The sequence below is a fragment of the Acinetobacter sp. FL genome (genome assembly GCF_040744925.1).
Classification (GTDB): Bacteria; Pseudomonadota; Gammaproteobacteria; order Pseudomonadales; family Moraxellaceae; genus Acinetobacter; species Acinetobacter radioresistens.
The window spans coordinates 1,630,951-1,647,831 of record NZ_CP160437.1 but is presented as its reverse complement, the minus strand read 5'-3'; the positions used below and the strand labels follow the sequence as shown (position 1 = coordinate 1,647,831).

Genomic DNA, 16,881 nt, shown 5'->3' with positions numbered 1-16,881 from the left:
ATATAACATGATTTAAGTGATGAATTGCTATACAAAAACTCTGTTAAAGTCTGAAAAAGCAATTCATTTTACGAATTAATTATATCTTGTGTGTTTTTTCAACAGTACTAATGACTGCGCTTTCTGAAGTAGTTACTGGTTTGGCTTTAACCGGATGCAACATAAAGTTGATACCTAAAGCAAACAGGGTAATTCCCAGAATCTTGCGAATAATACGTTCAGGTAACCGTGAGCTGATTAATGTACCAACGATAATGGCTGGAATGGAACCTACCAGTAACCACATTAATAGAGTGAAATCGACATTTCCCGAACTCATGTGGCCTAAGCCTGCAACCAGTGTTAGCAATACTGCATGAACTACATCGGAACCAATAATCCGGATCATTGGCAAATTAGGGAACATAAGAATCAATGCCATAATGCCAAAAGCACCGGCACCTACCGAAGAGAGGGTAACAAATATACCCAGTACGATACCCATAAATAAAATATAGAAGCGGCGGCGCGGATTAGCAAACAGCGCTTGTTCCTGATCAGAAACTTCAGGTTTACGAAAACGGCTAAAAAATTTTTCAATCTGCGCACGGAAAATAATTGAAATACCGGTCAGGGTCAGCATAAACCCTAAAACTGTGGTAAGAACAGCTTTATAGTGAGTGGACTGGCTCAGATAGTGCTCAAGCACCCAGTGGGTCGCAAAAGACGCTGGAATACTCCCCAATGCCAGCCAGAGAACTATGGGCCAGACAATATTTAATTTTCTGGCATGGACCAGTGAGCCGCAGAATTTTGAAATTGCTGCGTAGAGCAAGTCGGTACCAATCGCAATATGGGGTTCGATCCTGAACAAGCTGATTAAAATAGGTGTCATTAATGAACCACCACCTACACCTGTTATACCTACACAAAAACCAACCAGTACACCAGCCAAAATGAATTCTAGAGGACCAACCATTAACTCATGCCAATATAATAAAACATGTCTATGTTATGACTTTTTCATATAAGCAGTTGTGACGATTAATGATTTACTTATGCAAAAAAACGCTAAGCTCGGTGATGACTTTGTTGTATAGATACGCCAATAAAGCATTTTCATGATCTTCTTTGATATTTCCTATTCGGCTTTAATTCATTTATTGTCAAGATCATGAAAAATAAAATAGGGGTAGCGAAAATCCAGACACTAATAAATCCAATGGATAGATGATAGCTACGGGTAATGAAATAGGTTGCTGATATAAATAGAAGGCTGCAAAATAACCTGAGCAATAAGGGGTATTTTACAAGAAAAGCCTTATTAGAACTAAGAGTCTTGGCAAGCTGCTTTGAACTGCTAAGATAAAATCCATAAAAGCAGGCAAGTAGCATAAAAAAAGCTAATAACAATGTCATGAATTAACCTCTTGGGTATTCCTTATAATTTTGGCAGAAAGCTTCTGGCTGCTTTTAAGTTGTATCGGTTCAATATTGCGATAAATAAAGAAGGCTAAAAAAGCAAATAGCCATAGCATCAGGTCAATTCTGAGAAAGTTCCAATAGTGCGATAATCCTGAAATATAATTTTGCTGACTCAAGTAATAAAGATCATAAATTGGCAGACTAAAAGCGAGACATATGAAAATAGCAAGCTGTATTTTCCATAACCATTGTTTTTTAGTCATTATCGCTAAAATAAACAGGATCAGCCAGCTGATAAAGAAGCTATAAATTTCATAATTTGTGCCACCTGGCTGGACGCTTACAAGACGGTTGGCATAGAGATAACACAGCATAGCTGTAGGAAGACCTATAAAAGTAGCTACATTTAAACGGTCTACCAAATAAAAGCCCAAATGAAAGGCTTGAGTCTTGTTTTGTAGATGCCGCTTTAAACTCCATAACAATAAACCAGAGGCAATCATCAAACAGCCCAGTATGCCTGAAAAAAATAAAGCGAACCGTAGTAAAGGCTGGGCAAAAGTTGCCATATGCAAACCATAGACACCTGAGTTAAGTGTGGCTATTGCGCTACGGTTTTTTGTATCACTTATAATCTGGCCACTTATACCGTTTACTGTTAATTGTGGTGCATCACGGGTGATCGAATAATCAGTAGACTGAACCAGAGTTATTTTTGCAGAAGTAGTATTCGGGTTCTTAACCTCTAGTCGTGCATAATCTGTAATACCCCATTGCTGCTGGCTAATAGCCAGGACTTGTTGGATCGGAAGCATCGCAGCAGGTTTTGGGTGATCTTCCTTTGTTAAAATTTTCTGATTGATTTCTTCAAAGTACTGGTATTTGTTTTCAGGATAAAATTTTTCAAGGCTCCATGGCAGATATAAATAAAACAAAATAGCCAGACCAGTAAAAGTAATGGTTAAAAAAAAGGGGAGTGCAATGACTGAGCAGATATTATGAAAATCAAGCCAGGAACGCTGGCCTTTAAAAGTACGGAAAGTAAAGAAATCAGCCAGTATTTTTTTATGAGTGATAATACCGGAAATAAGGGCAATCAACATGATCAGGGCAGCAAAACACGCAATCAGACGTCCAATGAGTACCGGAATACCAAACAGCTGAAAATGAAAAAGATAGAAAAACTCACCGCCTTGGGTTCCGGAGAGTTTTAATTCCTGACCAGTGGCCGGATTTAATAAAGCACTGCCATAACTGCCATCCTGTTTCTGCCAGTACATTTTGTTAAACGGCTTTTCTTGAGTTGCTATTTCCAGATACCAGGTTTTAGCATCGGATGCTTCGTTCTGTAAATATTGATATGCAGTATTTAATGCTGTTTCCTGGTTTACCTGAATCTGAGCCAGTGCAGGCTGCATCCATAAATTTAAATTATGGCGGTAATAGGCGGTAGAACCCATCAGGAAAATAGCAAACAATAGCCAGCCTAGTAAAAGACCGGTCCAAGAATGCAAAGATGCCATCGATTGCCGGATAGATTTTTGCATAATTTAACCTGTATAAAGCGAAATAAAATAGAAAAAGCCGCAGCTGATGAGACTCAGCAGGGTTAACTTCCAAAGGCAATTAATGCAAAAACTCGAAATAACGAAGACCAAATACAGTAAAATCGCAGTGATTGCCGCCAAGTAAATTGATTCGGCTTTTGGAAAATAAAAACTTAATAAGTGAGCTAGATCATAAGCTAGATAGGCCATAAATATATAACCCGCTATAAAGGCTAGCAGGGTTCGATAAAAAGCTGCACAGTATGGATAAGTCTTCTGTAAAAAATTCAATCTGCTTCTCATCATTTTCTATATATAAAATAAACAGTTCAGCTCTTTAGAGAGCTGAACTGTCTACTATTAATATTTGAAGTTTACCGCGACTGTATAGTTAGCGGGCGCACCGTAATAAGTCTGGCCATATTCTAGAGAATTAAAATATTTTTCATTGGTAATATTTTTTGCATTGGCCTGAAAACTGACATGGTCATTTAAAGCATAGCTGGCCATTAGATCAAGTAAAGCATAACTGTCCTGTATCAGATTACTTTTATCTGTCTGGCTAATTTTATCTTGCCAGACCAGATTTGCGCCTACTTTTAATTGGGGAAATTGCGGAACCGTGTAACTGGTAAGTACATTAAAGGTGCGTTCAGGTACAAAAGTACGGGTTCTTGCTCCAGTATCACGATCTTTCATGTTCTGCTGTACATAACCGGCTGATATATTCAGCTGGTCGGTTAGCTGACCGGCAATATTAAATTCATAACCTTGTGATTTAATATTTTGTTGACTGTATAAGTTAGCCTGATCCCATTTTTCATAAACTGGAAACTTGTCATATTCGTTGCGGAACACAGCACTAGAGACAATGAGCTGATCATCGAACCATGAACCTTTAATACCAAGTTCATAGGAGCTTCCTTCTGTAGGTTTTAAAATCTGCTTGTCTAGGCCAAGTTTTGAAGTCGGTTTAAAAATCGTACTGTAACTTACGTATGCTGTATAAGTTGGGTCAATATCATAAGTGATCCCTGCATAAGGCAACACCTTCGAATCTCTATAATTGGTTGAGTCACCGTAATTTTGGCCTTTTGAAGTAGCATCAGTATAATTAGCACCCGCCAAGACTTTTAACTTATCTCCCAAATGTAAACGTGTCGCTGCATAAACACGTTTCTGTTCCTGCGTATAATCTGCCTGATTAGCCGGATTGTTTGTATCGTCAATAAAGTCTGGATAAGTATTGTTGTAATAATTGAACCAGTCAGGAATTGGTCTGCTACGGTTTGCAATATATCTTGAGTTCTGTTTTACATCATTTTTGGACCAGCTGCTGCCGGCCATCAGGTCATGAGTTTGACCAAATAACGAATATTTTCCTAATATACTGATATCAATATCATGATTCTGGTTTTTTTCTATGAAAGCTGAGGGATATTCACTGACCCCTTGTCCTGTTTCCCGATCTGGAACGCCGGTAAAATACAGCATGGCTCCATCTTCTTTTTGTTCGGCATAGTTATAAGTGGCTTTTATACTCCAGTTATCATTAAACTGATGTTTAAGTTCTATAAAAGCATTCTGTTTTTCCATATCCCAGTGTACCCAGTCCGGCATCGGATTATAATTACGGCTATAGTTTAATAATTTCCCCTCACTATCCAGCATAGGAAGAGCGCCCCAGTTGTTTCCATTAGGCCGGTCTTTCTGAAAGTTATACCCTGTGCTTAAGAGTGTCTGATCTGTCAGGTCAGCTTCAATAATTAGCCCGGCAACAGTTTTTTCCTGGCTGTAATGATCCAGATAGGAGTTTCCGGCTTCCTGTGCCAGCATTACTCGTCCGCGTATACGATCATCAGCAGTTAAACTGCCTGAGATATCTGCTTCACCCCGAACTGTGTCCCAAGATCCATAACTGATAGAGCCTTGTGTCCGGGTGTCTATAGTTGGCCGTTTGCGAATGTAATTTACAGTTGCAGAGGGATTACCCGTAGAAGAAGTTAAGCCATTTGAGCCTTTCACGACTTCAATCCGGTCATATAAAAATGTATCTATATCTCCATTCTGATAATCACTACCAGTTAACTGAAGGTTTGTTCCATCAATCTGGTAATTACTGATATCAAAGCCGCGTACTGTGTAAGTAGTACGGTTAGTTTCCTGACTGGACACGACTACACCTGGTACTGCTGCTAAAACATCACGTGCGTCGGTCAGATTGAAATCTTTAATTTGCTGATGGGTTACCACATTCACTGTTTGTGGAGTTTCTTTAATACTCAGATTCAACCCGGTAGCACTGTTTGAATCCTTGACTATATAGGCTTGCGTTTGTTCAGAAGATTGGCTACTCATAGTATTGGCTTGCAGCTGAATAACAGGAAGTGCCTGGGTATCTGAAGCCTCTGCTGCAAGAGCAGCTTGTACATTTAATAGTGCCAGAGTAAGGAGAGAAAGTTTAAAACAACTGGCAGGGAAATGAGAATTCATAATATTGGTTAATGAAAATTATTATCATTTATATTATTATTTGTTTTGGTAATTTACAATTGGTAAACAATAGATTATTTAGATAATTTTTGAATTTATAAAAGGAAGTTTAAATTTTTTAAAGAGTGTAATCGGATTAAATTAGATGCGGATACAGTGAGCCTGATTAAATCTAAAAGGGTTATGTTAAAATAGCTTGATCTTATAGTGGAGATAAAACTCTTGGAAAATCGGAAACTTAAAATTGGTATAGTGGTAGGTGAAGTTTCTGGTGATACTTTAGGTGCCAAGCTGATTCGTAGTTTTCGCGAGCAGAGGATAGAAGCTGAATTTGAAGGGATTGGTGGGCCACAAATGATGGCAGAAGGCTTTAAGAGCTATTATCCAATGGATATTCTGTCAGTTATGGGAATTGTTGAGGTCTTAAAAGATCTGAAAAAGCTGTTTGTTGTACGTGATGGACTTGTTGAACGCTGGAGCCAGAAACCTGTAGATATTTTTATTGGAATTGATGCTCCAGATTTCAATTTGCGGCTTTCTAAAAGTCTGAAACAGAAACAACTTAAAATAAAAACGGTACAGTATGTAAGCCCATCAGTGTGGGCATGGCGTCAGGGCCGTGTGCACGGAATCAAGCAGTCTATTGATTTGGTACTTTGCCTGTTCCCGTTCGAAAAAGCTTTTTATGAGCGTTATCAGGTTCCTGCTGCATTTGTAGGACATCCTTTGGCAAGTCAGTTACCTTTAGATAATCCTCTAGTTGCAGCCAAACAGCAGTTAGGACTCGACCCGGCCAGACAGCATATTGCACTATTACCCGGCAGCCGTCGTGGAGAAGTCGAGCGTCTAGGTCCTTTGGTGCTTGATGCTGCACAGATTATTTATCAGAAATATCCTGAAATTGAATTTTTATTACCTGCTATAAATGAAGCAAGAAAAGTTCAGATTGAAGAACAATTAAAAAATTATCCTGCTGAGTTTAAGGCACAGGTTAAGGTGCTAGAAAACACCGGCACTGACTCCAAAATTGGCCGTATGGTAATGAATGCCAGTGATATTTTGGCCTTGGCTTCAGGTACAGCAACACTAGAGGCCATGCTATTACATCGGCCAATGGTGACTTTTTATAAGCTGAACTGGCTCACTTATATTATTGCCAAGTTATTGGTCAAGATTCCCTATTATTCACTGCCAAATATTATTGCAGGTAAGAAAGTTATAGCCGAGCTAATCCAGACCGATGCCACTCCACAAAAGTTAGCTACAGAAATTGAAAATTTAATGAATAGAGAAGTCGCACAAACTCAGGTGATGCAACATATTGCGATGCATAAGCGACTACTTGCCGGTAACAGTGAAAATCCTGTAGAGGCCATTCTGAAAGTACTGTCTTATTAACTTTTATCCATCAACAGATCAGACGCTCTCTTGAATAAACAGTACCGTACTCAAATTATGGTACTGTTTATTTTTATGAAAGACTTACGCTCTCAGAATTAATTCATAACCCGTATATTTTCTGATATTAATAACACCCGTGTCTAAAATAAGATATTGGCCTTTTATACCCTGTAACACTCCTCGAATTTTCAGTGTTTTATCAAGGTTATGTGACTTGATCTTTTCAGGATATTGCTCAACCGGATAAATAAACTCACGTGGTAGTTCCTGATCAAGCAACTCTATTGACTCGTTAAAGTGTAAATTCTGACTGAACTCATCCTGAATCTGGGCAATTTTAGGTGCAAATTCTTCAATTAACTGATCACGTTTTTCAATTAGGTTAACGGGTTCCGCTTCGCCTTTAAGCAATTTGCGCCAGTCTGTTTTATCAGAAATCTGGCTACCAAACATTACCTCAATATGCCCAGACAAACGCCGTGAACCGACTCTAAAAATTGGTAAGGCCTGAGTCGCTCCCTGATCCAGCCATCGGGTAGGCATATGACCAGTACGGGTAATGCCGACTTTAAGACCACTTGAATTAGCCAGATATACAATGTGAGGCTGAAAACAGACTTCTTTGGCAAATGAGTCTTCCCGGCAGGTCCCTAAATGGTAATGACAGGTTTCTGGTTTTAAAACACACATGTCACAGGATGCTTTGGTTTTAAAACATTTAAAACAATGCCCTTGTGAAAATGATTTCTTGGTTTTTGCACCGCAAGATACGCAATAGATATTACCAGTCCATTCAATTTCAATTTCTTGCCCTAACGTAAAAGGAAGATCAATTTCTGAACGGTCCAGAGTAAATTTGTACTCAACATTTGCCTTTAACGTTTGTTGATCAGTTACACTTGGCTTGCTAAGACCGGCATGCATTTTATGGCAAATGCCTTGTAATTCCATATAATTCTCACTCACGTAATTCAGGATGCAGTTATGGCCAAGCTCAACGTCATCACTTCTATGCTAGACGATCTATTTGCCGAACAGCCCATCCATACTGCACTGGCGATTGGTCAGCAGCTTGAAACAGTTCAAGATACTTCACATCTGGCTATACAATGGCATTATTTTAACGCAACTGAGTTTTTAAATCTGCCCTTTACTGAACGTTATGATCTAGCAATGGTCATTTTAACCGGTCCAGAATTCACAGAATTAAAACTGCCTGATATTTCTAGACTTCTGGTGAAATTACGTGATCTTATGGCGAAGCGTATTATTGTGGTTGGCCGTCTTCAGGATGAGCAGTTACTTCGCTCTTTAGGTTTTACCCAACTGGTTGAGAGAACAGAAAACAGCAGTGATTTCGCATTATGGCAATTCAATATTCTAACCTATAAGCACGTACCGGACTGGTTTAACTCTAAATATTGGGCCAATCCGGAAAATTGGGACAAATATCGCTGGTAAGGGCCAATATACTTATAAAATCTTGCAAAAATATACAAATCAGACTTTGTTTCACCCGGTCGGGTACACTTATGCTTTAAGGAAGATAACACTTTCAAGGAGTAAGTGATGACCAACTTGACCAATATAGTGGAAATGCTGGCGAAGCAGGCATTAGGAAACCAGCAACCACAAAATAATCAGCAGCAGAACACGCAGCAGCCAAGTGGTCTCGGCGGAATTCTTGGAGCAGTTCTAGGTCAGCTCGGTGGCCAGAATACGCAGGCTAACCATCAGAATACCCAGAATCAGGGCCGTCAATCCGGTTTAGGTGGCGTTTTAGGTTCAGTACTTGAGCAATTTAGTCATGGTAACCAACGTCAACAGCAACCACGCCAGACTCAAAATGAAGTACCACATAACAGTGGAAATAACAGTACCAAAACTTTATTGATCGCCGTGTTGCCACTAGTTCTAGCCTGGATTCAGAAGCAGGGCGGTCTTCAAGGTGCATTAGACAAATTGCGTAATGCCGGTCTTGGGAATCAGGTACAGAACTGGGTCGACCCAAACCAGAGTAATAAAGAAAATGCGCCGCAGCAAAATATACAAAATTTATTTGATGATCAGGAAGTCGAGAAAGTTGCTGAACAGACACATGCACCTAAACAGGATGTATACAGTGCTATTTCTTCAGTACTACCACAAATCATTGATGCGCTGACTCCACAAGGTGAGAAGACCAACAAACAGGAAGCCAACAATGATATTCAAAATGTTTTAAATATGGTTTCCGGTTTTCTAAAACGTTAAATTAAAAAAGGGCATATAGCCCTTTTTTTAAATTGCCAGAATTAGAATTTTATTTCCATACCTAAACCGTATACGCTTTCATCAGCATTACCTTTAGCAGGAGAGTTATCCCATTCACGCTGAACAGCACTGGCAAAGAGCTTAGTCTGGCTATTGAGTTTGTAATCTGCGCCAATTCCCCACTGGTCAACTGAGCTGTCACCTGACGCACCTGCAAGAACTGCATAGTCAGTGTCTGCTGATTGATACTGTGCCTTGAATGTCCAAGGCGTGTTTGCAAGTTTATAAGTCGCAGAAATTAACCATGCTTTTTCTTCTACGTTGCTATAATCTCCAGCATAGGTAACAACACCATCAGTTACTACACGGGGCTTGATATTATTATAATCCGAAATTTCAGCAGTCTGCCACATTGCCCCTAAATACAGGCCTGGCACACCGATTTTACCCAAGTCAAAAGAGGCACCTAGGCGGAATGCATCAGCAGGAATATCCTTAAGACCAACCGCAGCAAAATCGCCAATTGATTTAAAGTTTCCAGCAATCACACCTTCAAAACCATAATCTTTATTAGCATAAGATAGTGAAGTTGAAAGGCCATCTCCTAGGCTGTCACGAGCACCGTCTGTATATTTGTTGGTTTCAGTATTTGACTCGCCTTGCTGAGCCTGTAGGGCAAATACTACACCGGCGAGTAATTTCGGATCTGTCTCAAGACTGATCACATTTTCAACCCGCTCTTCACCATACATCATTTCTTTAATATCAGCGTGTGCATAATCATTAAATACATCACGATAACCGCCTGCTGCATCTTTAAATGGTGTATCTATAATACCGGCTCTTAAAGTACCGATTTCTGCCCATTTTAAGCCGGCAAAAATGTTACGTTTCTTGAATACATCATCGCCACCATCTACATCAATTTCCCATTCAGCCTGATACACTGCAGATAACTGATCTGTCAGTTTTTCTTCGCCTTTAATCCCCAGACGAGAAGCATTCGAGTTAACTTCAATTTTGTCATCTTTGCCATTATCGTAACTGTCAACGCTGACATTTACTTTACCGTACAAAGTTGGCGCTGCTTGCGCTGCGTTTAAGCTTAAAGTTGCTACTGTAGCAGCGAGAAGCAATTTTTTCATTGAGATTTCTCCAAAAACAATTCTTTAAAATGGCTATTTGCCTTGCTAACTCTTTTTTATAGTTTGCCTGTGTACAAAAAATTACATAAGCTCACCAACTTGCTAAGCAGTATCTGCAAACTGTGTGACAGAGAAGTGAAAGAAAAATGACAGTTTAATGAAGGATAAAAAGAGGAAAGAAGAATTAGATTATTTTTTATACTTTTGAAATTTAAACAAAAATGGAGCCGAAGCTCCATTAGGTTTTAATTGAAAATAAGGCTTTAAAGAGCAGCACGGATTCTCTCTGCAATAGCCTTAATTTTCTCCTGATCTCCTATTTCAGCCGCATGGCGACCTAGCTGGTGCACTGAACTTGGAATCAGATGAAAATGAACGTGCGGAACAGTTTGTCCAGCAGCAGCGCCTGAAAGCTGCATTAAAACAATTCCCTCGGCATTCAATGCTTTCTCTATTGCTTTTGCAATTTTCTGTACTATCTGAATACTATAAGCAGCTGCTTCTGCTGGCAGGTCAAGTAATGTAACTGCCGGTGTTTTAGGAATGACCAATGTATGACCTTCGGCTTGCGGCATAATATCCATAAAAGCAAGAACCTGATCATCTTCATAAACTTTAATTGCAGGTAATTCACCACGAATAATTCTTGCAAAGATATTTTGGTCATCGTAAGCCATAGCTCTTCCTTTCAGTAGTTATTTACAGTTCAGCTCTTTCTGGCGCTCTTTAATTTCATCAAGACGTTGCTGCTCTTTTTCAGAGAATTTAGGTTTTGAAGTATAGCAGTTTTCATTACCGAACTTCTCTTTTGCATCTTTATCTTTAAAACAGAAGCCTTTAGAAGCATAAATAACATTATAGTCATTTTTGAGCTTTTGACACTCCTGTTCCGGAGTGGCAGCCTGTGCACTTATACCTGCCAAGCTAATCAGACCAGCAAATAATGCAACAGTAAAATTTTTCATAAGAGTTTCCTCTAGACCTGCAGTGTATATCAATATACTCACAATATCGGGTCTACTTGTGTTTATTCAATGACTAAAAATTACTCGAGTGTAATTCTAGTCCATAATTACTCCATATAGTATAAAAACTTCATATCCTAATAATTTTAAAAAAATATAAAAAACATTAACTTAAGTTGTTTTATATCCTTTTTTATTTTACTAGGTTTTGCTACTCGTCGCTTTTTGTGTGTTTATTTACTTGCTACTTTGCACCACTATTATCTGATGATGTTGAGGCGGACAAGCAAAAAGGTTTATATTTCTCTTTTCTTATCAGGCAATACAACCAAATCAATATAACGTTTAGAAAATAAATTTAATCAAATAGAGTAGAAGTATTGAGTTGAGCAAAAGGAAAGGTAATACCATATATCGCTGAAAACGGCTCGCCCTGCTTTTCATTGGCAGACTGAGCTGGCGAAGACTATTGGATTTACTCCAGCGGCCACTTTAAACAAGACACCGACATTGAATACAAGGCCATACTTAAGATAGCCAGAAAGATTAGTACTAAACGGGTTGAGGCCTAACATTTGAAGGGTATCAATAGACGAAAATATATACCAAAATATTTCTATTACAGAAAATCTGATATACAGATAAAAATTTTTGGCTTACAAAACTAATTTTTATCGCCAAGTAAGTTAGATAGAAAAGTGTTAATACTGGTTTATATCTTTAAGAATTGAGAATGAACCATGTTAATTAAACAATTGATCGCAAGATTACAGACCTTTGATCCGGATCTTAAAGTTCTAATCGCTAATGAGGAAGATGGAATTACTGCTGAAGGTGAAGCCCTTAGAATATTTGATATTAGTGGAATGAATATTGTAGAAACTGAAATGAGTAAGAAATATGAGGAAGAAATTAATTTTAAATTTGAAGGCCCCACTGAAAAATCTCAGAAAATTCTATTCATTAAAACCTTAGCTCAAGGTTAATATAAAGAACTTGATATATCTTTAAAAAGGCACTTTAGAGTGCTTTTTTCATTTAACTTTTCTAATTTACTTGTGTATTTTAGTGATGAATACACCCTAGATATAATTCTCGCCATTCGAGCCAGTAGGGCAATACAAAATACACTTTTACGATGGGATGAGTATCGAATTGGATAAGCTTAACTTCGATAGTTTGAATCTTTTGATCTAGCTTTGAAAAAGTTTATTTATATAGTTATCCGAATAATTTAAATAGATAATCAGGATCTTCTTCCATCGCCTTGTACAGGTAAAAAACCGCTATTAAAACCGCCAAAATTGCTAAAATTAATATCCAAGATAATTTATTCATTAAGACTGATATTATCACTAATAATTATAAGAGTACCCATCAATACAGGACTCATGTAATAAAGACAACCATTGTTCGGTAAGGTCTTAAACAAGTAGCTATATGTTAGGTTGAAGAGGGCTATTATGTTCATGCCTTGGCGAGCTTTGACCTATAAAACTTTACTAATCATGCACGGGATAGGTCTACTGTTAATCTGTTGAACAGGTATCATATGGTTCAGCTTTAATAATATATTTACATGAATATAAAAACGTCACATAAACCGACTGATTTTCAGTGGTCCTTTCTTCTTCCCAAGTATTGGGCAATTTGGTTAATAGTTTTTATATTTTCCTTTTTAGCTGTCTTGCCCTGGTGCATTCAATGGAGGATAGCTCGACTGCTCACTAATCCTGCATGGAGATTTTTATCTAGCCGTCGGCAAACGACTATCCGGAATCTGGAGATCTGTTTTCCTGAAAAGAGTCCAGACGAAGTCGAGCTGGCTGCAAAAGAAGTATTTTTTAATGCCTTGATTGGCCTGTTTGAGGCATTAAATGCTTGGTACGCTTCCAAATGGTTTAAATCTCGTGTATACATTCAGGGACTTGAACATATAGAAAATGCAAAGGGTCAGGGTATTCTGCTTTTAAGCTCTCACACTACTTTATTAGATGCAGGGGGATATATGTGCAGCTTGTTCTTTGAACTGGATGTTGTATATCGACCTCAAAATAATCCTTTATTAGACATGCTGATTTATCGGGGCAGAGCAAAGGTATACAAGAACCAGATTTCAAAAAATGATATGCGAGGTTTAATTAAGGAGTTAAAACAAGGCCGGGCAGTCTGGTATAGTCCTGATCAGGACTTTGGCCTCAAGCAGGGCGTAATGGCCCCTTTCTTTGGAGTTCAAGCCGCCACAGTAATTGCCCATAGGCGTATAATGCAAATATCAAATGCCTTAGCTATCCCTCTGTACTTTTACAGAACAGGAGATATTAGAAATCCTCAATATCATATTTTGCTGGAGCCACAGCTTGAGGACTTTCCGGGTAAGGATGAAATTACTGATGCCACTAGAGTAAACAAAATATTAGAACGTCAGATACGTATGGCGCCTACACAATATATGTGGTTTCACCGGCGCTTCAAAACCCGTCCTGATGGCTATGATAAGATTTATGGAAGTAAATAATCTCAAACAATAAAAAAAGCACTCTAGGGTGCTTTTTTTAATTACTTGCTATGTGTTATAGAGCAACAATATTTACAGCATTAGGGCCTTTTTGACCTTGAGCAACACTGAAAGATACCTGCTGACCTTCGAATAAAGTTTTAAAACCAGAGCTGGCAATTTCACTAAAGTGAGCAAAAACATCTGGTCCAGATTCTTGTTGAATAAAACCGAATCCTTTAGCTTCGTTAAACCACTTTACTGTACCATTGATAGTATTAGACATAATAAATCCTATTGAATTTTAATAATTTTTAGTCGTTTTTAATGACTGAGTATAACTTTGAAAATAATAAAGAATGGAACTTAAAATCTGAAAAAAACGAAGAATTATGACTAAAACTGCGATACTTAAGAAGATTTACCGGACAAGACTTTTTTCTAGTTAAGGCAATAATACATGAAAATAATTAATATTCAAGTTTTTTATATTATATATTTATTTTTTTGATAAATAGTGTTAATTAACAGCTACTTCTTAAGAAGTTAATTTTTATATCAGATTTAAACAATGAAAATGATATGTGGAAACTTATCACCTCCCTTGGTATGACAACTATAAATGCTAAGGCCTAAGTCTATGAATTTCAGGTATGGGGCTTTTCTCTGATCTTAAGGTATAGCATAAATATCTGTATTGAGGATGATCTGGGCAAGCAAGTTGTGTAACATTCAAGTCCAAGACTCAGAAACAATCGAAGATATGAATAAGATGAGTGACGTAAAATGCCATAAATAAAGTTTTATTATAGGAAGTGAGCATTACATGGTTTGAGCTATATTCTGTTTTGTGTACATGAGATGGGATTACAAATACAGGAAAGAATTACGCTTTATAAAACTGCTATTGGGTCTTATCATTACATATTTACCTCAATGAAGTTGATTAAACAGCTCATACTAAGTCTCTTATATAGATAGAAGTAAAAAAGATGGATACATGTTTACGTATAGCTGAAGAAATTTATAGAAAGATTGAAAATAGAAATGGTTTCTTGGGTAATAACTCTAAAGACATGAGCCTTTTCCTAATAGAGTTTAAAAGGGAAATCAGAAATACAGATATCAAATGTAAGTATGAATTTAATAGTTTAAAGGAACTCATTGAGCAAATTGAAAAACACAATGGTAAAACACTTGATTTAAGTCTTATCCCTAGTCGACATCAAAAAGATGAATTTATACTATGGTTAGCAGTAATATTTGAAAGCTTGACCGATAAAATTGTGGTGGATTCATTTCAAGAGAAGCCTACTTTAGAACCAAAATCTCTACTTTTAGATAATAGCGAAGCTACAACAACCTATCTTCGAATCTAGCAAAAATAAGCAAGCTAATTAATCAATATTATTGCAATCACTATAAATATCTTTCAAATGATGAAACAGGTACTTAACAAACGCATTTTTATCATCTATCTCTGACATTTCTACACTCCAAAACGTATATCGCCGTGAATTAAATTTAAAGATAACAGTTACTGCCTTTATCATAATAGAGCATTTCACCACTTCAATTTCAGAAAATAATTTTACAGCTTCAGCCAGAAAATTTAACTTATCCGTAGCACTATTTGCTCTGGAATGGTGTGTGCTCAATTTCTCTGTATAAAGACGATAACAGAGATCTTGAAGGACCTCACTATTATTAACCATGAGTGTTCATACATTCTTTTTAAAGAGATAGAGTAAAATAAAGGTAGGGTGCATATTTGCACTCCTGTAAGCTAAGCCGAGAATCAATAAACTTATAGAATTTTAGAAAATTCAGTTCATTAAAATTTTATAAATGTCTAGCCTCACTTACTTTAAATGAGAATAGTACAATTTAATATACATGCGTATAAAAAATTAATTTTTATTTTATAAGAACTTTTGACCTTAAAACGGTTTAGTAAGTTAGTGTTTACAATAAGTTTTCGGATTATTTGATTTTCATTAAGCATAAAAGGGTATCATATGGCCCATCTAAATAATGAGAGTGTGGTATGCAACAAAGCTTTTTTGGTGAGCTCTTTGGCGTAAAAATTCATTTACCTGTCTCACGCAATGAAGTAAAACAACTAATCTATGCTAAATCTGATTTCGCGGGATATCTGGTTCAAGAAAAGTCCATTCCACTCCATCGAGCCCAAACAGAACTTGATCAAGATATACATAAGTTTGTCCGGAATATGGAAAAATCGCAGGCAAATCGCTTTTATGAATATCTTATAGAAGAGAGTGCAGTTTCTGCTGAAGAGTTCAGAAACCAGATTCATAATCCGATGACCTTGAATTATCCAAAACTTAGAATCTCTGGTGACAATACAGTTAGAAGAAAACATTCTGTCTGGAGTTATATGAGTTGGTTCTTGCTGATAGGTTGTGTATTTTTAGGTACATATTGGTTCGACCTATAAGCAACTATTTTCTGCTAAAGTCTCATTTTTTATTTCCGTTAAAAGTCCCTCCTGTCCTTGATCAGGTAAATAGTGGTTCCCTGAGTAATGATTCCGGCGTAGGTCGAAAACACAATACGATTTTAAGAAGCTTTCCAAATGGTGAGCTTTTTTTAATTTTTTGAGCTCATTCCTTGTCATAAGGCTTAATTTTCCAAAAAAATTAAAAAAATAAACAATTTGATTATACCTTTCTTGATTTAGATTTAATATAAATGATACTCCACGTGCCATTAAAAGGTATAAGAATGAAGGAATGTATTCAAATAGCAGAAACGGTTTATGACCGAGTCTATAAAAAAAATGGATTTCAAGGCGACAGCTATAAGGATATTGATATTCTTTTAATAGAAATTAAAAAGGAAATTAAAGATAGTGGAATTGGATTTAAATACAATTTTAATAACTTTGATGAGCTATGTAAGGAGATAAATAAGAACAAAGGTAAAATGATTGATATGAGCCTGATGCCAAACCGCAATGTAAAAGATGAGTTTGTACTATGGCTAGCCACTGTATTTGCGACAATAACCGATAAAGTTATTGTTGAGATCCCAAAAGTTTCGCCTCTGAGCCCCAAGCTTGAAAATAATGGTGAAGCTATCTCTGCTTACTTACGGTCTAAAGAATTTAATCAGACCACTTAAGCAATACTTGTAATTCAATTTCGTAGTTC

General features: G+C 37.2%; 16 protein-coding genes. 8 read left to right on the top strand and 8 right to left on the bottom strand.

Annotated elements, in window-relative coordinates; genetic code table 11:
- Positions 1-79: 79 nt before the first annotated feature.
- The 3 genes from ABZP31_RS07715 to ABZP31_RS07705 form a co-directional block, all read right to left on the bottom strand.
- Positions 80-958, bottom strand: a complete 879-nt coding sequence (locus ABZP31_RS07715) for a sulfite exporter TauE/SafE family protein (protein ID WP_005020087.1) — start codon at positions 956-958, stop codon at positions 80-82.
- Between the two features lie 436 nt (positions 959-1,394).
- Entirely contained in the window at positions 1,395-2,951 is a 1,557-nt protein-coding gene (locus tag ABZP31_RS07710; RefSeq protein WP_248135203.1) for a PepSY domain-containing protein, read from the bottom strand.
- Between the two features lie 360 nt (positions 2,952-3,311).
- Positions 3,312-5,444, bottom strand: a complete 2,133-nt coding sequence (locus ABZP31_RS07705; RefSeq protein ID WP_367156776.1) for a TonB-dependent siderophore receptor — start codon at positions 5,442-5,444, stop codon at positions 3,312-3,314.
- A gap of 222 nt (positions 5,445-5,666) precedes the next feature.
- Between ABZP31_RS07705 and lpxB the strand changes: the two genes are divergently transcribed.
- On the top strand, positions 5,667-6,842 hold the full coding sequence (gene lpxB, locus ABZP31_RS07700; RefSeq protein WP_367156774.1) for a lipid-A-disaccharide synthase: 1,176 nt from the start codon (positions 5,667-5,669) through the stop codon (positions 6,840-6,842).
- Positions 6,843-6,926: 84 nt separating this feature from the next.
- Here lpxB and ABZP31_RS07695 read toward each other — a convergent pair whose 3' ends face one another.
- Positions 6,927-7,796 carry a DUF2797 domain-containing protein gene (locus ABZP31_RS07695; RefSeq protein WP_005026117.1) on the bottom strand — a complete coding sequence of 290 codons (870 nt, stop codon included), beginning with the start codon at positions 7,794-7,796 and terminating at the stop codon, positions 6,927-6,929.
- Positions 7,797-7,829: 33 nt separating this feature from the next.
- On the opposite strand from ABZP31_RS07695, the gene ABZP31_RS07690 reads away from it, so the two are divergent.
- On the top strand, positions 7,830-8,306 hold the full coding sequence (locus ABZP31_RS07690) for a DUF6231 family protein (RefSeq protein WP_111281372.1): 477 nt from the start codon (positions 7,830-7,832) through the stop codon (positions 8,304-8,306).
- Positions 8,307-8,414: 108 nt separating this feature from the next.
- Positions 8,415-9,098 (top strand): YidB family protein, encoded by a 684-nt coding sequence (locus tag ABZP31_RS07685; protein ID WP_119879258.1) that lies wholly within the window; start codon positions 8,415-8,417, stop codon positions 9,096-9,098.
- A 41-nt stretch (positions 9,099-9,139) separates the two neighbouring features.
- On the opposite strand, the gene ABZP31_RS07680 is transcribed toward ABZP31_RS07685, so the two are convergent.
- The 3 genes from ABZP31_RS07680 to ABZP31_RS07670 form a co-directional block, all read right to left on the bottom strand.
- Positions 9,140-10,243: a porin gene (locus ABZP31_RS07680; RefSeq protein ID WP_005020097.1), complete on the bottom strand. Its 1,104-nt coding sequence runs from the start codon at positions 10,241-10,243 to the stop codon at positions 9,140-9,142.
- 263 nt (positions 10,244-10,506) lie between these two features.
- A complete protein-coding gene (locus ABZP31_RS07675) occupies positions 10,507-10,920 on the bottom strand; it encodes an HIT family protein (RefSeq protein ID WP_005020100.1) in 414 nt (137 codons plus the stop codon).
- Positions 10,921-10,938: 18 nt separating this feature from the next.
- A complete protein-coding gene (locus ABZP31_RS07670; RefSeq protein ID WP_005020103.1) occupies positions 10,939-11,208 on the bottom strand; it encodes a YARHG domain-containing protein in 270 nt (89 codons plus the stop codon).
- Between the two features lie 740 nt (positions 11,209-11,948).
- On the opposite strand from ABZP31_RS07670, the gene ABZP31_RS07665 reads away from it, so the two are divergent.
- Positions 11,949-12,194, top strand: coding sequence for a hypothetical protein (locus tag ABZP31_RS07665; RefSeq protein WP_005020106.1), 246 nt, complete (start codon positions 11,949-11,951; stop codon positions 12,192-12,194).
- Between the two features lie 593 nt (positions 12,195-12,787).
- Positions 12,788-13,726 (top strand): lauroyl acyltransferase, encoded by a 939-nt coding sequence (locus tag ABZP31_RS07660; RefSeq protein WP_139880641.1) that lies wholly within the window; start codon positions 12,788-12,790, stop codon positions 13,724-13,726.
- A 55-nt stretch (positions 13,727-13,781) separates the two neighbouring features.
- Here ABZP31_RS07660 and ABZP31_RS07655 read toward each other — a convergent pair whose 3' ends face one another.
- A complete protein-coding gene (locus tag ABZP31_RS07655; RefSeq protein WP_005026108.1) occupies positions 13,782-13,991 on the bottom strand; it encodes a cold-shock protein in 210 nt (69 codons plus the stop codon).
- 706 nt (positions 13,992-14,697) lie between these two features.
- Here ABZP31_RS07655 and ABZP31_RS07650 point away from each other — a divergent pair.
- The 3 genes from ABZP31_RS07650 to ABZP31_RS07640 all read left to right on the top strand — a co-directional run bounded on the left by ABZP31_RS07650 (position 14,698) and on the right by ABZP31_RS07640 (position 16,852).
- Positions 14,698-15,084, top strand: a complete 387-nt coding sequence (locus tag ABZP31_RS07650; protein WP_005026105.1) for a hypothetical protein — start codon at positions 14,698-14,700, stop codon at positions 15,082-15,084.
- Positions 15,085-15,752: 668 nt separating this feature from the next.
- Positions 15,753-16,166: a hypothetical protein gene (locus tag ABZP31_RS07645; protein ID WP_005020112.1), complete on the top strand. Its 414-nt coding sequence runs from the start codon at positions 15,753-15,755 to the stop codon at positions 16,164-16,166.
- Between the two features lie 287 nt (positions 16,167-16,453).
- Positions 16,454-16,852, top strand: coding sequence for a hypothetical protein (locus tag ABZP31_RS07640; protein ID WP_005026101.1), 399 nt, complete (start codon positions 16,454-16,456; stop codon positions 16,850-16,852).
- The last annotated feature ends 29 nt before the right edge of the window (positions 16,853-16,881 follow it).

Bases quoted from the DNA above. Each gene is read 5' to 3' on its own strand.
- ABZP31_RS07715 (WP_005020087.1), bottom strand. From the start codon at position 958: ATGGTTGGTCCTCTAGAATTCATTTTGGCTGGTGTACTGGTTGGTTTT.
- ABZP31_RS07710 (WP_248135203.1), bottom strand. From the start codon at position 2,951: ATGCAAAAATCTATCCGGCAATCGATGGCATCTTTGCATTCTTGGACC.
- ABZP31_RS07705 (WP_367156776.1), bottom strand. From the start codon at position 5,444: ATGAATTCTCATTTCCCTGCCAGTTGTTTTAAACTTTCTCTCCTTACT.
- ABZP31_RS07695 (WP_005026117.1), bottom strand. From the start codon at position 7,796: ATGGAATTACAAGGCATTTGCCATAAAATGCATGCCGGTCTTAGCAAG.
- ABZP31_RS07690 (WP_111281372.1), top strand. From the start codon at position 7,830: ATGGCCAAGCTCAACGTCATCACTTCTATGCTAGACGATCTATTTGCC.
- ABZP31_RS07685 (WP_119879258.1), top strand. From the start codon at position 8,415: ATGACCAACTTGACCAATATAGTGGAAATGCTGGCGAAGCAGGCATTA.
- ABZP31_RS07680 (WP_005020097.1), bottom strand. From the start codon at position 10,243: ATGAAAAAATTGCTTCTCGCTGCTACAGTAGCAACTTTAAGCTTAAAC.
- ABZP31_RS07675 (WP_005020100.1), bottom strand. From the start codon at position 10,920: ATGGCTTACGATGACCAAAATATCTTTGCAAGAATTATTCGTGGTGAA.
- ABZP31_RS07670 (WP_005020103.1), bottom strand. From the start codon at position 11,208: ATGAAAAATTTTACTGTTGCATTATTTGCTGGTCTGATTAGCTTGGCA.
- ABZP31_RS07665 (WP_005020106.1), top strand. From the start codon at position 11,949: ATGTTAATTAAACAATTGATCGCAAGATTACAGACCTTTGATCCGGAT.
- ABZP31_RS07660 (WP_139880641.1), top strand. From the start codon at position 12,788: ATGAATATAAAAACGTCACATAAACCGACTGATTTTCAGTGGTCCTTT.
- ABZP31_RS07655 (WP_005026108.1), bottom strand. From the start codon at position 13,991: ATGTCTAATACTATCAATGGTACAGTAAAGTGGTTTAACGAAGCTAAA.
- ABZP31_RS07650 (WP_005026105.1), top strand. From the start codon at position 14,698: ATGGATACATGTTTACGTATAGCTGAAGAAATTTATAGAAAGATTGAA.
- ABZP31_RS07645 (WP_005020112.1), top strand. From the start codon at position 15,753: ATGCAACAAAGCTTTTTTGGTGAGCTCTTTGGCGTAAAAATTCATTTA.
- ABZP31_RS07640 (WP_005026101.1), top strand. From the start codon at position 16,454: ATGAAGGAATGTATTCAAATAGCAGAAACGGTTTATGACCGAGTCTAT.